The 14,727-nt window shown below is 32.4% G+C and carries 16 protein-coding genes; 7 read left to right on the top strand and 9 right to left on the bottom strand.

Annotated features, from left to right (window positions below; all coding sequences use genetic code 11):
- Positions 1-38 precede the first annotated feature (38 nt).
- From ACHRVL_RS10475 to ACHRVL_RS10465, 3 genes are all read right to left on the bottom strand, one after another.
- Positions 39-716, bottom strand: coding sequence for a YggS family pyridoxal phosphate-dependent enzyme (locus tag ACHRVL_RS10475; RefSeq protein WP_395412500.1), 678 nt, complete (start codon positions 714-716; stop codon positions 39-41).
- Positions 717-728: 12 nt separating this feature from the next.
- On the bottom strand, positions 729-1,616 hold the full coding sequence (locus ACHRVL_RS10470; RefSeq protein WP_089055830.1) for a 3-hydroxyacyl-CoA dehydrogenase family protein: 888 nt from the start codon (positions 1,614-1,616) through the stop codon (positions 729-731).
- Positions 1,617-1,710: 94 nt separating this feature from the next.
- Positions 1,711-2,676: a Gfo/Idh/MocA family protein gene (locus tag ACHRVL_RS10465; protein WP_089055829.1), complete on the bottom strand. Its 966-nt coding sequence runs from the start codon at positions 2,674-2,676 to the stop codon at positions 1,711-1,713.
- Positions 2,677-2,820: 144 nt separating this feature from the next.
- Here ACHRVL_RS10465 and ACHRVL_RS10460 point away from each other — a divergent pair, with 144 nt between their 5' ends.
- Entirely contained in the window at positions 2,821-3,462 is a 642-nt protein-coding gene (locus tag ACHRVL_RS10460; protein WP_089055828.1) for a protein-L-isoaspartate(D-aspartate) O-methyltransferase, read from the top strand.
- A 28-nt stretch (positions 3,463-3,490) separates the two neighbouring features.
- Here the strand turns inward: ACHRVL_RS10460 and ACHRVL_RS10455 are convergent, their stop codons facing one another.
- The 3 genes from ACHRVL_RS10455 to smpB all read right to left on the bottom strand — a co-directional run bounded on the left by ACHRVL_RS10455 (position 3,491) and on the right by smpB (position 5,759).
- Positions 3,491-4,495, bottom strand: coding sequence for a helix-turn-helix domain-containing protein (locus ACHRVL_RS10455; RefSeq protein WP_395412496.1), 1,005 nt, complete (start codon positions 4,493-4,495; stop codon positions 3,491-3,493).
- Between the two features lie 89 nt (positions 4,496-4,584).
- Positions 4,585-5,226, bottom strand: a complete 642-nt coding sequence (locus tag ACHRVL_RS10450) for a hypothetical protein (protein WP_395412493.1) — start codon at positions 5,224-5,226, stop codon at positions 4,585-4,587.
- A 77-nt stretch (positions 5,227-5,303) separates the two neighbouring features.
- The gene (smpB, locus tag ACHRVL_RS10445; RefSeq protein ID WP_089055825.1) at positions 5,304-5,759 is read right to left on the bottom strand and encodes an SsrA-binding protein SmpB; all 456 of its coding nucleotides are present in this window, start codon (positions 5,757-5,759) and stop codon (positions 5,304-5,306) included.
- A gap of 140 nt (positions 5,760-5,899) precedes the next feature.
- Here smpB and ACHRVL_RS10440 point away from each other — a divergent pair, with 140 nt between their 5' ends.
- Positions 5,900-6,538 carry an outer membrane beta-barrel protein gene (locus tag ACHRVL_RS10440; protein WP_395412490.1) on the top strand — a complete coding sequence of 213 codons (639 nt, stop codon included), beginning with the start codon at positions 5,900-5,902 and terminating at the stop codon, positions 6,536-6,538.
- A 102-nt stretch (positions 6,539-6,640) separates the two neighbouring features.
- On the top strand, positions 6,641-6,868 hold the full coding sequence (locus tag ACHRVL_RS10435) for a VF530 family DNA-binding protein (RefSeq protein WP_395412488.1): 228 nt from the start codon (positions 6,641-6,643) through the stop codon (positions 6,866-6,868).
- Here the strand turns inward: ACHRVL_RS10435 and ACHRVL_RS10430 are convergent, their stop codons facing one another.
- From ACHRVL_RS10430 to ACHRVL_RS10420, 3 genes are all read right to left on the bottom strand, one after another.
- The gene (locus tag ACHRVL_RS10430; protein ID WP_395412485.1) at positions 6,869-7,423 is read right to left on the bottom strand and encodes a DUF3575 domain-containing protein; all 555 of its coding nucleotides are present in this window, start codon (positions 7,421-7,423) and stop codon (positions 6,869-6,871) included.
- 125 nt (positions 7,424-7,548) lie between these two features.
- Positions 7,549-8,097 (bottom strand): GNAT family N-acetyltransferase, encoded by a 549-nt coding sequence (locus ACHRVL_RS10425; protein WP_395412483.1) that lies wholly within the window; start codon positions 8,095-8,097, stop codon positions 7,549-7,551.
- 3 nt (positions 8,098-8,100) lie between these two features.
- A complete protein-coding gene (locus ACHRVL_RS10420; protein WP_395412481.1) occupies positions 8,101-8,952 on the bottom strand; it encodes an aldose 1-epimerase family protein in 852 nt (283 codons plus the stop codon).
- Positions 8,953-9,139: 187 nt separating this feature from the next.
- On the opposite strand from ACHRVL_RS10420, the gene ACHRVL_RS10415 reads away from it, so the two are divergent.
- From ACHRVL_RS10415 to argC, 4 genes are all read left to right on the top strand, one after another.
- On the top strand, positions 9,140-11,410 hold the full coding sequence (locus tag ACHRVL_RS10415) for a M1 family metallopeptidase (RefSeq protein ID WP_395412479.1): 2,271 nt from the start codon (positions 9,140-9,142) through the stop codon (positions 11,408-11,410).
- Positions 11,411-11,878: 468 nt separating this feature from the next.
- The gene (locus tag ACHRVL_RS10410; protein ID WP_089055819.1) at positions 11,879-12,496 is read left to right on the top strand and encodes a GNAT family N-acetyltransferase; all 618 of its coding nucleotides are present in this window, start codon (positions 11,879-11,881) and stop codon (positions 12,494-12,496) included.
- Between the two features lie 4 nt (positions 12,497-12,500).
- Positions 12,501-13,694 carry an argininosuccinate synthase gene (locus ACHRVL_RS10405; RefSeq protein ID WP_395412476.1) on the top strand — a complete coding sequence of 398 codons (1,194 nt, stop codon included), beginning with the start codon at positions 12,501-12,503 and terminating at the stop codon, positions 13,692-13,694.
- Complete coding sequence (gene argC / locus ACHRVL_RS10400) at positions 13,687-14,664, top strand: N-acetyl-gamma-glutamyl-phosphate reductase (RefSeq protein WP_395412473.1); 978 nt, start codon at positions 13,687-13,689, stop codon at positions 14,662-14,664. Before ACHRVL_RS10405 ends, argC begins: the two co-directional genes overlap by 8 nt.
- The last annotated feature ends 63 nt before the right edge of the window (positions 14,665-14,727 follow it).

The raw sequence follows: 14,727 nt of genomic DNA, 5'->3' as shown, positions 1-14,727 counted from the left end.
ATTCTTTTTATTTTAAGAATAGTTGTTTTTTTTATCGTTTATCTTCCTCCAAAAATACTGCTTCCAATGCGCACCATAGTACTGCCACATTCGATCGCAAGCTTATAATCGCCAGACATTCCCATAGAAATTGTTGAAAAATTATCTAATTTAGAGGCGCCAAACAATGCATTCTTTTTCTCTTGTATCGAATCAAAAATTGATTTCAAATGGGTGAATTCTTTTTTAATCTGGTTTTGATCTTCTGTAAAAGTAGCCATTCCCATCAATCCCAAAATTCGGATATTTTTTAATTCCTTAAATACTGAAGATGCTAAAAGCTCATTTAATTCAGCTTCATCTAAACCAAATTTAGATTCTTCTTCAGCTATATATATTTGAAGAAGACAGTCTATAATTCTATTGTTTTTTAAAGCTTGTTTGTTGATTTCCTGTAATAATTTCAAACTGTCGACACCATGAATCAAACTTACATAAGGCGCCATGAATTTGACTTTATTAGACTGAACATGACCAATCATATGCCATTGAATATCTTTTGGCATTTCTTCCCATTTATCAGTCATCTCCTGAATTTTGTTTTCTCCAAAAATGCGCTGGCCGGCTTCATAAGCCTGCATCAAATCTGAAACAGGTTTTGTTTTTGAAACAGCAACCAGAGTTACATGCTCAGGTAAACTTGCTGCAATTGTATTTAAATTCGATTGAATCGACATGATAATTATTTTTTATAAAAACTGCTTAGAGATTTTCTCTGCTTTTTTGCTTTCGCTGTAATCGTAAAAACCTTCACCAGATTTCACTCCTAATTTTCCTGCTCTAACCATGTTTACTAATAATGGACAAGGAGCGTATTTTGGATTTTTGAAACCTTCGTACATTACATTCAAAATAGCAAGACAAACATCAAGACCAATAAAATCGGCTAATTGAAGCGGTCCCATTGGGTGTCCCATTCCTAATTTCATTACCGTATCTATTTCATAAACTCCAGCAACTTTATTGTATAATGTTTCGATTGCTTCGTTTAGCATTGGCATTAAAATTCTGTTGGCAACAAAACCAGGATAGTCATTTACTTCAACAGGTGTTTTTCCAAGTTTTACAGATAAATCCATGATGATTTTAGTGACTTCATCGCTCGTGTTGTATCCACGAATGATTTCGACTAATTTCATAATCGGCACCGGATTCATAAAATGCATTCCAATAACACGCTCAGGATGTGCTACAACAGAGCCAATTTGCGTAATTGAAATAGAAGAAGTGTTCGTTGCTAGAATAGTATTGTGAGAACAAGCTTCGTTTAACTGTTTAAAAATGTTAAGTTTTAATTCTACATTTTCTGTAGCAGCTTCAACAACTAAATCTGCACCAACAACTCCATCCTTAATATCAGTATAGGTAATAATATTAGTAATGGTTTTTGCAACGTCTTCTTGAGTTATAGAACCTTTTGCAAGCATACGGTCTAAATTGGCCGCAATAGTTGCCATTCCTTTATCTAATGATTTTTCTGAAACATCAATTAGTTTTACAACAAAACCACTTTGTGCAAAAGTGTGAGCAATTCCGTTACCCATAGTTCCAGCACCAATTACAGCTATCGTTTTCATTTGAATTTTGATATTATATTTATGATTTTAGCCACGAATTCGCTATTTGAAGCAAATTACGTGGCTAATTTAAGTTTTAAAATTTATTTATATTTTATTTATCGAAACAATCAATTATTTGATATGCGACACGCAAAGCATCAGTTGCTTGTTCAAGTGTTACCACTGGAGTTGTATCTGTTTTGATCGCATTTGCAAACGATTCTAATTCATCTAGAATTGCGTTGTTGTGTTCAACATCTGGATTTGTAAAATAGATTTGCTTCTTTACACCTTCGGCATTTTGCAAGATCATATCAAAATCTCCTGGCGTTTCTGGTGCATCTTTCATGCGGACTACTTCGCATTTTTTTTCTAAAAAGTCAACTGAGATATAAGCGTCTTTTTGGAAAAAACGAGTTTTACGCATGTTTTTCATTGAAATTCGGCTTGCCGTTAAGTTGGCAACACAGCCATTTTCAAATTCAATTCTGGCATTTGCAATATCTGGAGTATCACTGATTACAGAAACACCGCTTGCGTGAATATCTTTTACTTTTGAATTGACAACACTAAGAATAGCATCAATGTCATGAATCATTAAATCCAAAACTACAGGAACATCTGTACCGCGAGGATTAAACTCTGCCAAACGATGTGTTTCGATAAACATTGGGTTTTCGATCATTTCTTTTGTGGCAATAAAAGCGGGATTAAAGCGCTCTACGTGACCAACTTGTCCCTTTACATTGTATTCTTTAGCCAAAGCAATAATTTCTTCAGCTTCTTCTACAGTATTGGCAATTGGTTTTTCAATAAAGATATGTTTACCAGATTTTATCGCCACTTTTGCACATTTATAGTGCGAAAGTGTTGGTGTTACAATATCGATAACATCGACAGCGTGAATAAGTTTTGCAATTGTACTGAAGTTTGTATAGCCAAATTCTTTTGAAATTCTTTCGGCATTTTCTTGATTTTCGTCGTAAAATCCAACTAATTCGTATTGGTCAGATTGTTGTAATAAGCGTAAATGTATTTTACCAAGATGACCAGCACCTAAAACTCCTACTTTTAACATGAGAATGTATTTTAAACAAAAATATAATTTATTTGTTTAAAGTGAAAGTTAATGCAATAAAGATTTAACGATTTAATATTTAAAAATCATTATTTTGATTTCCTATTTAGTTTCTTATTTTTGCCAAAATAAAACCTACCCATTTTGAAAGATACTGCCAAACATCAAGGACTTCGCAATCAATTAGTAAGCACTTTAGAACAAAAAGGAATTACTGATAGAGCGGTCTTAGAGGCGATAAAAAAAATTCCAAGACACCTTTTTCTAAATTCAAGTTTCGAAGATTATGCTTACCAAGATAAGGCATTTCCTATAGGCGCGGGGCAAACTATTTCGCAGCCTTACACCGTTGCTTTTCAATCACAGTTATTGGAAGTAAAAAAAGAACACAAAATTCTGGAAATCGGAACTGGTTCTGGTTATCAAACAGCAGTTTTGTGTATGCTGGGAGCAAAAGTTTTTAGTGTAGAAAGACAAAACGAATTGTTTAAGAAAACGTCCAATTTATTTCCAAAATTAAATATTCGCCCAAAACACCTGTCTTTTGGTGATGGTTATAAAGGGTTACCGGGTTACGCACCTTTTGATAGTATTATTGTTACTGCAGGTGCTCCGTTTATTCCGCAGCCATTAATGGCGCAGTTAAAAATAGGAGGAAGGCTCGTTATTCCGTTAGGCGAGGATGTTCAGATTATGACTTTGTTGATAAGAAAAAACGAAACACAATTTGAAAAGCATGAGTTTGGAGAATTTAGATTTGTTCCTTTATTAGAAGATAAAAATTAGTAAAAAAGCCCGATTTGATCGGGCTTTTTTAATTAACTAATGTTATGGCATGAATTAGGTTTTCTTTTTCTTTTTGAAGAATATAATTGATAAAGACTGACTTATCATTTTTATTCTGAGCCGATTCTAATGTTGCTAAATAATTGTTTATTTCTTCTTCATTTCCTTTTATTGCGGCAAAAACAAAACTGCTTTTTAATAGAATCCAATTCATTAAAAGATTTGCAATTTGAATATTTCCATTTTCAAAAGGACAGATTGACATTATTTTAAGATGCGCTTCAGTAGCTAATAATAAAGGATGCATATTGTTTTTATTGGTTTCATACCAATTAAAAAATAAATTCATTTCTTTAATAATTATTGGGTCCTCTTTATACTTTCCAGAATTTTTAATTTTAATTCCTCTAAAAACAAGATTATGAACAGCAAGAAGATCTTTCTCTGATACTGGAAGTTTCTTCTGATTTATGTCTTTTATATATACAATGGCATCATTAAGATTTACAGCTTCAAGATGTTCCTGCATGTTTTTACCGGGAATCATTAAGCCCTCATTTATTACAGCTTTAGTTTCCTGAAATGTCAAAGAATTTCCATTCATTCTATTAATCTCTGAAATGAATTCGAGTTCCAAAATTTTAGAAATTCGATGCAAATCGAAATGCTGAAAAGATAATATCTTATTTTTTAATACCTCAATTTCGTCTAATAAAGATTTTATAGATGGGAAAGTTTCAGGATTTAGTTTTTTGCTATTGTTTTGAATTTCCTGTTCTGCTAAAAGTAAAGCTTTCAAGGCAAACTCTTCGTTTCCAATTTCATAAAGAATTTTTTCTTTTAACCATGCAATCATCAAGGTTTCGTAATCAATCTCTAAAAGATTAGCTAGTTTTGAAATTTGTTCTTTTGTAGGTTTTCGCGTTCCAGATTCAAATTTGCTAATTAAAGCTTGATCAATACCAAGAAGCTGGGCCACTTCTCGGGTTTTTAATTCTTTTTGCTCTCGTGCATTTTTTAAAAGTGATTTCATGTAAATGAAATTTTAAGTCTTGACAAAAATAGTCAATTTTTTAGTCATGAAAAAAGCAACATTAGAAATGTTGCTTTTTAAAGTGTCTTTTATTTTGGAGGAAGAGAACCGTCTTTTCTCATTTCTTTAACAACTGTCTGCATAATCGCATCTACCGTTTGTCCCAAATCTGTTACGTAATCAGACTTTGTAGTTCCCGTCCAGATTAGTTTGTTTTCTTTTAATGAAAAGATGTTAGTTTCTACCATGTAAGATGTTGTTTCTTGATAATATCCCGGATCGTAGAAATTTGGCGAATACATTCCGTACCAATTTCCAAAACCATAACCATACATTCCACTGTATAAGCCATCAAAACCACCATAATACATTCCTGTGTAAGTTCCTGGAACGTAATTAGTTTCTTTTTCAGTACTAACCAATCGCATAGTTACAACACCATCAAAATGTTCGTCTTGTAAAATTTTTAATTTTTGTTCCTGCGAAAGCTGTTTAGTTGTCTCGTTTAAATACTGATAAGAAGTTCTAAAAATGGGATTACTGGCTGCAATTCTGTTTTCTGCAACCCTTCTAGAAGCCTCATCTTTTACCAGCGCAACCACTAAAACTTTTTTAAATTGTTCTTGAGCTACTGTTATTTTTGGATCTCTCCAGCTGTTAACAATAGAGGTATTACTGCCGCAGCTTGAAAGTGACAGAATAACGATTAACATAATTAAGTGCTTTTTCATATGGTATAGTTATATTGTTTGTAGTAAAAATAACTATAAAAATTAATAATAAAGCAGATTAAAAATAAAAATATCGTTTAATTGTACGCTTTTTTAATACGGTCTAAATCACGTTTTGTGTCTTGTTCTTTTAACGATTCACGTTTGTCGTAATTCTTTTTTCCTTTACAAAGACCAATTTGCAGCTTAGCAAGACCTTTTTCATTAGTAAATAATTTTAAAGGTACAATGGTAAGGCCTTTTGCTTGAACACTTTTATGCAGTGTTTTAAGTTCTTTTTTATTCAAAAGAAGTTTTCGTTCGCTGCGTGATTTGTGGTTAAACTGATTTCCAAAAGAATATTCTTCAATGTAAGTATTGATGGCAAAAAGTTCAAGGTTATTAAACTCGCAAAAGCTTTCTGTAATATTAGCTTTTCCTAATCGGATAGATTTAATTTCGGTTCCTGTCAAGACAATTCCCGCCACATAAGTATCGATTATTTCATAATCAAACCTAGCTCTTTTATTAAGTATATTGACTGATTTTAACATAAGTGCAAATGTAAACAAAATTGAAAAACTTTACTGCAATCTAAAATAAATAAAGATTTCTTTTAAACAATGATTTTAATCAGTTTTAAGGAAAAAACTTACTCATAAGTTTGCTTCATAATTTAAAAACACTATTAAAAATGAAGAAAATTTTAACTATCGCAACCATTGTATTATTTGGATTATCAGTAAAAGCTCAAGATGCTAGTCAAGGGTTAAAAGGAGCTTGGTTTGCAACCTCACAATTTGGTTATCAGCAGACAAAAAGTGGAGATACAAAAGGCACAAATCTTACTGTATTGCCTATTGTAGGAACATTTATTACGCCATCTATTGCTGTTGGAGCAGGTTTGGGTTACATTAATATTAAATCAGAAACAGATGCTAAAACTGCTGCAAATACTAATTTATTTGTAATTCAGCCATTAGCGAGAAAATACTGGAATGTAGCAGGATCTTTATATTTCTTTGGGCAATTAGCTTTACCGGTTATTACAGGAAAAGAAAAAGAAAGTAACTTAAAAGTAAATCAAGTTGGATTATCTGTATCAGGAGGTTTTGATTATTTTGTAACTAAAAACTTCTCAGTTGAGTTTTCTTATGATTTAGCAAACTTTACTTCTACAACTCTAAAACCAGAGAATGGAGAGAAAACAACTGTTACAAATTTTGGATTAGCTCACGTTGCTAATGTTGATTCTTATTATAATACAGCATTAGCTGGAAGCGCACCAAACTTAACAACTCCACTTTCTGTTGGATTTAAATTTGTATTCTAATTATATTGATTTGTTTTAAATCAATTCATTAATTTTGTAAAAAAAGAAAGACCGTGCTTTTTTAAGTACGGTCTTTTTATTGTTGTTTTAAAATATATAGAAATGCAAAATAAATCTAAAGATCCGCTTCACGGTATTACACTTCAAAATATTCTAGAAATTCTAGTAAATTTTTACGGATTTGATACTTTGGCAGAATTGATTCCAATAAAATGTTTCAGTTCTAATCCGACTATAAAATCGAGTCTTACTTTTTTAAGAAAAACAGATTGGGCTCGAAAAAAAGTAGAGGACTTGTATGTAAAAACGCTGCCTAAGCTTTCAAATTAATTATAATTTATAAGAAATCATTACACCGCCTCGATAAGGAAGCCATTCACCGCTTTTATTCCAGTTTTGTGCTTTTTCATATCTCCCAGGAGTTCCATCATTATAGTATCCATGATAAAAACCTTGGTGCCATCCGCCTCCTGCAAAAATATCAAGTAAAAACTTGTCGCTTAATTTTAGATTATATCCTACAGTGACCCCAAAACGGTAACCAAATCCGTGCTCATACTTATTAGTATCCCAATAATTCCATTTTTGAAGGTCGTACATATCGGCACCTGCATGTCCTCCCACATAAAAACCATTATATTTTTCTTTAAAATGGTAACGAACTTCTGGTGTAAAAGTGTAAAATTTCATTGGGCTATGACCATTAAAAGACTCCCAAAAAGAAGCCATAACATCAAAGCTGAAAGTAGTTTTTTCGCCAAGGCTGGTTTCTACACCAATGTTTGGAACAGCTAATAGCGCTGTTGCGGCATTGAACTTGATAAAAGTTTGACTTTGAGATTGAATTGATAAAAGAAGAACGGCTAAATAAAGTATTTTTTTCATGGCATTTTTTAAGATCAAAAGGGCTTAATTTATTTTCGGCACAAATATAACGTAATAGATCATTGACTATTGCGAAATATAGTGCTTTTAACAAGAATTAATTTTTGTGATAAAATACTTAAAAGCTATTTGTTTAATATTGAATATATTACTCTGTCTAGAAAAACACCTTCATAAAAATCGGCCTCTTTTAAATGTGCTTCTTTAACAAAACCGCATTTTTGTAATACTCGTTCTGAGGCAGTGTTTTCAGGATCAATTACTGCTTCGATAGAGTGGAGTTTAAGATCTTCAAAGCCAAATTGAACTAGTCTGTTTACTGCTTCAGAAACTATTCCTCTTCCGTGAAATTCAGGATGCAGTATGTAGCCAATTTCGGAACGATAATTTTCATGTTGAGTACGGTAAAAACCTATAATACCAAGTAGTTTTGGGTCGTTATTTAAAGTAATTGCCCAGTTGATTCCTGTGTTGGTTACAATTTTATCTTCGATCTGTGCAATGAGCTCTAGCGCATCTTCATTACTTTTTGCCAGTGGTCTCGGAATATATTTCATGGTTTCAGGATTCGAACGTATTTCGAAAACCTCATTAACATCATCATTTGTAAGTCTTCTTAAAACTAAGCGCTCAGTTTTAATTATAGGAAAAGGGTGAAAATTAAATTCTAACATTTTTTATAAAATTTTTATACTGAATTTGGAGTGAAATATTTGATCTGCATCTAAAAGTACGATGCCTTCTTTTTGATATAAGTCTCCAGAATTATCTGCTGTGTCTGAATAACCAAACCAAGGTTCAATACAAACAAACGGCGCTTGATCCTTTGTCCAGATTCCTAAACTTGGAAAATCTTCGAAATCAACCTCAATATAAGGTTTTTCATTTTCCAGAATAGTTAGTGATTTTGATTCTAACGTTTTGAAAACCAAAGCATCATTTTCAAAAAGTTTGTAGTTTAATCGAACTAAATTATTCGAAGTTTTTAAAACCTCTGTTTTGTTAGAAATTAAATCATTTTCTAAAAGATTAAATTTTAAAACTTCTTCTTTTTCAAATTTAAAAGAATAGTTTTCAAAATTTTCAGGCAAAGCAATTGCTGGATGCGCGCCAATCGAGAAAGGCATTTTTCTATCACTTTTATTAATTACAATATATTCAATATTTAAGGATGTTTTTTCAAGTGAATAAACTAGCTGTAGTTCAAATTCGAAAGGATATTTTTTTAAAGTTTCATCGTTTGATTCTAAAGAAAACACAGCACTGTTCTCTGTTTTTTCAATCAATTCGAATTCCATATCCCTTGCAAAACCATGTCTAGACAACTGATACTCTTTTTGATCAATAGTGTAAGTATTGTTTTTTAATGTTCCTACGATTGGGAAAAGGATAGGAGAGTGTTTGCCCCAGAAACTAGGGTTGCCTTCCCATATAAATTCTTTCTCTTGATAATTTTTTAAAGAGAATAATTCAGCTCCTGCATGATTAATAGAGGCTTTAAGTATTGAGTTTGAGATGATTGTGTTCAAGGGGATAATGTTGAATAAAATTAAACTTAATCTTGATGTAAATGTATTTTATAAAATTCGTTTTTTTAAGAAAAAACCGTAAAATATTTTTTCTGATAAATTTTTGCTAAAATTAAATTTAGACGTGTAGTTTTCTCTGTAAATAGCTTTTTTTTTCATTAATTTGTTGCATAAACAGCAAAAAAATATGAAAATACAATCTTCGAAAGCCTTACTAACCATGGCTTTATTTGTTGGGATTTCTTCTGTTTGGGCACAACAAACGCCAGCAACAACAGCAGCAAATCCTGTTAATAATTACAATTATCATGATGCATTTGGGCCGAATTTTTATACCAAAAACGGCACTCCAACCCGTTCAGCAAGCGGTCAGCCCGGAGTTGAATACTGGCAAAATAGAGCTGACTATCAAATTACTGCTAAGTTAAACGGTACTACAAATGAAATTATTGGTACAGATGAAATCACGTATACCAATAATAGCCCTGATAAATTATCATTTGTTTGGTTAAATTTAGATCAAAACTTATTTAAAGAAGATTCTAGAGGAAATGCTGTTGTACCTTTAACAGGAAGTCGTAATGGTGCGCAAGGTCAGGTTTTTGAAGGAGGAAATAAAATTAAATCAGTAAAAGTAATTACTGGTGGAAAGAAACCAACGACTGTTGATGCAAAATATGTAGTTACTGATACCAGAATGCAGGTATTTCTTCCAGAAGCATTAGCGTCAAAAGGTGGAACAGTAAAAATTAAGATTGAGTTTTCATTCATTTCTCCTTTTGAAGGATCAGACAGAATGGGAGTTTTAGAAACTAAAAACGGTAAAATTTTTACCATCGCACAATGGTATCCTCGTATGTGTGTTTACGATGATGTAAAAGGTTGGAATACTGCGCCTTATTTAGGAGCTTCTGAGTTTTATTTGGAATACGGGAATTTTGATGTAAAACTTACTGTACCAGCAAATCATTATGTTGTAGGTTCAGGAGAACTATTAAATGGAGCTGAAGTTTTATCAGCAGATCAGTTTAAGCGTTATAAAGAAGCATCTTTGAGCGATAAAACAGTTACCATTCGATCTGCCGATGAAGTTGCAGCAGCTGCAAATAAAAATGCTTCAGGTGAAAAAACATGGCATTTTCAAATTAAAAATGCTCGTGATTTTTCTTGGGCATCTTCTCCTGCTTTTGTTTTAGATGGTGCGAAAATTAATTTGCCAAGTGGTAAAAAAGCATTAGCATTATCAGCTTATCCTGTAGAAAGTGCTGGTCAAGATGCTTACGGGCGTTCGACTGAATATGTAAAAGCATCAATTGAACATTACTCCAAACAATGGTTTGAATATCCTTATCCAGCAGCAACAAATGTTGCAGGAAATGAAGGAGGAATGGAATATCCAGGAATTGTTTTTTGCAGCTGGGAATCAAAAGGACAAGATTTGTGGGGAGTTACAGATCATGAATTCGGACATATTTGGTTTCCTATGATTGTTGGGTCAAACGAAAGATTATTCGGTTGGATGGATGAAGGATTTAATACTTTTATAAATTCATTAAGTACAGCGGCATTTAATAATGGTGAATATAAAGAAGAGCCAACAGATTTTCATAAAAGAGCAGAATCATTTACACGTACAGATTTAGAAACTGTAATGAGTTCTCCCGATAATATGAAAGAAGCAAATATTGGTATGTTGTGTTATTTTAAACCAAGTTCGGCTTTAATTATCTTAAGAGAGCAAGTATTAGGAAAAGAACGTTTTGATAATGCTTTCCGTACTTATATACAACGTTGGGCGTACAAACATCCGCAGCCAGATGACTTTTTTAGATCAATGGAAAATGTTGCTGGTGAAGATTTAAGCTGGTTTTGGAGAAGCTGGTTTGTAAACAATTGGAGGTTTGATCAAGGAATTAATTCAATTAAATATATCAAAAACGATCCTTCAAAAGGAGTTGCAATTACTGTTGAAAACTTCGATAAAATGCCAATGCCTATTATTTTAGATGTAAAAACAAAAAGCGGTAAAGTTTCAAGAGTACAACTACCGGTAGAAGTTTGGCAGCGTAATAATGTTTGGACTTTTAAACATAATTCTACAGAAGAAATTGAGAGTATTACACTTGATCCAGAACGTCTTTTTCCAGATAACAACGAGTCAAACAATGTTTGGACAGCAGGAAAAGGTAAAATTGAAAAAGATGTAATTTTGGATAGTTATTTAGGGAATTTTTCAACAAGCAGAGCGCCATTAAAACTTATTTTTAGCGAAAAAAATAGTACACTAAATGTTGAAATTACCAACTATCCTAAATTTCCTTTAACGGCTGTTGAAAATGAAAAAGATACATTTCAGTCTACTGGTGCAGGAGTAAAATTTAAATTTAACGAAGCTAAAACAGCAGTTGATATGACACTTTTAGCTAACGGACAAATAATACCGTTTACTAAGAACTAAAAATATAGAAATTAAAACACTAAAAACCCGATAGTTAATTAGAACTATCGGGTTTTTGCTTTTGTATGGTTTAACATTGAGATAAAAAAATGTTATATTTTTAAAATTTTGTTTTGTGAATTAAATTTTTATGTACTTTTGCGTCGATGAATAAAATAAGTTTACATATAACTTCTTTGTCACGGACAAACTCACCGATTACTTCTCCCGAAGTACGGATACTATCTATATAGTATTCATTGAGTTTTTAGCCGTATATTTATTCATACTCCCTTTTCATTTTGAAATTACATAATTTGTCCATTGGACAAACATATCCTAAAAGTATTTATTATTTTGTAAATTTTCTTAATCAATATTTTGATTTTGAGAATGTTACTACTATTTTGCTTAATTTTATTGGATTCAATTCTGAATTTCAAACCAAACAGTATGCTTTAATTTTTAACTCTAACTTCAATTATTGAAATGAAGATCTCTATTGTTGTTACTCAGGAAGAACACTTCAAATTCGCACAAGAAATTTGTGATACGATAGAATCATCGGCCTTGCTAAGAGGTACGGGGATAGCTAAAAGAACTCCTGAGTATATTCAGAAAAAAATGTCGAATGGTGATGCAATGATTGCTCTGGCAGACGGGAAATTTGCAGGTTTTTGTTATATCGAAAGCTGGCAGCACGGAAAATTCGTGGCACATTCTGGTTTAATTGTTCATCCTGATTATAGAAGTTTAGGATTGGCAAAAAAAATCAAATCTAAAGTCTTTGATTATTCATTACAAAGATATCCAGATGCTAAAATATTTGGTATTACAACTGGTTTAGCTGTAATGAAAATCAATTCGGATTTAGGTTACAAACCAGTTCCTTTCTCCGAATTGACAACTGATCCTAGTTTTTGGGCAGGCTGTAAAACCTGTACCAATTATCAAATTTTACAAAGTAAAGAAAACAAAATGTGTTTATGCACTGGTATGTTGTATGATCCAAAGGAAAAACAAAAAATACCGCCAAAACACCCTTTTAACGAAAAAGTTCTTAATAGACTGAGAACCATTAAACAAGCCTTATTTTTAAAAAAGTAACATTATGAAAAAAGTAGTATTAGCTTATAGCGGAGGATTAGACACCTCTTATTGTTTGAAATATTTAAAGAACGAAAAAGGATACGAAGTTCATACTGTACTTGTTGATACAGGAGGGTTTGATGCAGAAGAATTATCAGCTATAGAAAAAAGAGCTTATGAATTAGGAAGTGCTCAACACGCAAATCTTACAATCGTAGACAAGTATTATGATAAAGCTATAAAATATTTGATTTTCGGAAACGTATTAAAAAATAATACTTACCCGTTATCAGTAAGTGCAGAACGTGTTTTTCAAGCTATTGAAGCAATTAAATACGCTAAAAAAGTTGGAGCAAGTGCAATCGCACACGGAAGTACAGGTGCAGGAAATGACCAAATTCGTTTTGATTTAATTTTCCAAACTATTGCTCCAGAAATCGAAATCATTACGCCAATTAGAGATTTAAAATTGTCAAGACAAGAAGAAGTGGATTATTTAGCTCAAAACGGAGTTCACTATTCTTGGGAAAAAGCACAATATTCTATCAATAAAGGACTTTGGGGAACAAGTGTTGGAGGAAAAGAAACTTTAACTTCTAGTCAGCCATTGCCAAGTGAAGCTTATCCTTCGCAATTACAAAAAGAAGGAGAAGAAAAAGTAACACTTCATTTCGAGCAAGGAGAATTGGTTGGAATCAATGGAAAAACGGACAAACCATCTAACAATATTGTAGTACTTGAAAAACTAGCAAACGCTTACGCAATTGGCAGAGATATTCACGTTGGAGATACGATTATCGGAATTAAAGGAAGAGTTGGTTTTGAAGCTGCTGCTCCGTTAATTATTATCAAAGCGCACCATTTATTAGAGAAACATACTCTAGGAAAATGGCAGCAATACTGGAAAGAACAATTAGGAAACTGGTACGGAATGTTATTCCATGAAGGTCAGTTCTTAGATCCAGTAATGAGAAACATCGAAACTTTCTTGCAAGACACACAAAAAACAGTAAATGGAACGGTAACAGTTTCTTTAAAACCATATCATTTCTCACTTGACGGAATCGAATCTAAAAACGATTTGATGAACACAGGATTTGGTCAATACGGAGAAATGAACAATGCCTGGACATCTGACGATGCAAAAGGATTTATCAAAATCCTTGGAAATGCACAAAACATATTTTCATCTGTAAATCAATTAGATCATGATTAATGTCGGAATTATTGGTGGTTCAGGTTACACAGCCGGAGAACTCATCAGAATTTTAATGTATCACCCAAAAGTAAACATTGATTTTGTTTACAGTACTACAAATGCCGGAAAACCACTTTCTGTGGCGCACCAAGATTTGATGGGAGATATCGAAATGAAATTTACTGATGAAATCAATCCAAATGTGAATGTAGTTTTCTTGTGTTTAGGGCACGGAAAATCGATTTCATTTTTGAAAGAAAATCAGTTTGCGAGTCATACAAAAATCATCGACTTAGGAAATGATTTCAGATTGAATAAAGATGCTCATTTCGAAGGAAAAGATTTCGTTTACGGATTGCCTGAAATCAATAAAGCCGAAATCAAAAAAGCAAATTATATCGCAAATCCGGGTTGTTTTGCTACAGCTATACAATTGGCTTTATTGCCTTTAGCAGAACATAATCTGTTGAATAATGATGTTCATATTAATGCGACAACAGGAAGTACAGGAGCAGGAATAAGTCTTTCAGAAACTTCTCATTTCAGTTGGAGAAACAACAATATGTCGCATTATAAAGCTTTTGAGCACCAACATTTGGGAGAAATTGGAGAAAGTTTAGTTCAGTTGCAAGATGATTTTGACAGCGAATTACTTTTTATTCCAAATAGAGGGGATTTTCCAAGAGGAATTTTTGCAACCTTATATACTTTGTGTGATGATAGTTTGGAACAATTGGTTGCCAAATACGAAGATTTCTATAAAAATGAGCCTTTCGTAACCGTTACCACAACAAACATCAACATGAAACAAGTGGTGCAAACGAATAAATGTATCATTAGTTTATTGAAAAAAGGAAACCGGGTTTTGATAACATCAATTATAGATAACTTAACCAAAGGTGCTTCAGGACAAGCGATTCAAAACATGAATTTAATGTTCGGATTAGAAGAAACCACAGGTTTACATTTGAAACCAAGCGGATTTTAATTTTTTAGTTTCAAGTTTAAAGTTTCAGGTTTCACGTTCTGTGCGTGACTCGAAATAGATACG

The organism is Flavobacterium sp. FlaQc-28 (assembly GCF_044007415.1).
In the GTDB taxonomy this organism is placed as follows: domain Bacteria; phylum Bacteroidota; class Bacteroidia; order Flavobacteriales; family Flavobacteriaceae; genus Flavobacterium.
This window is presented reverse-complemented; position numbering and strand designations above follow the sequence as displayed.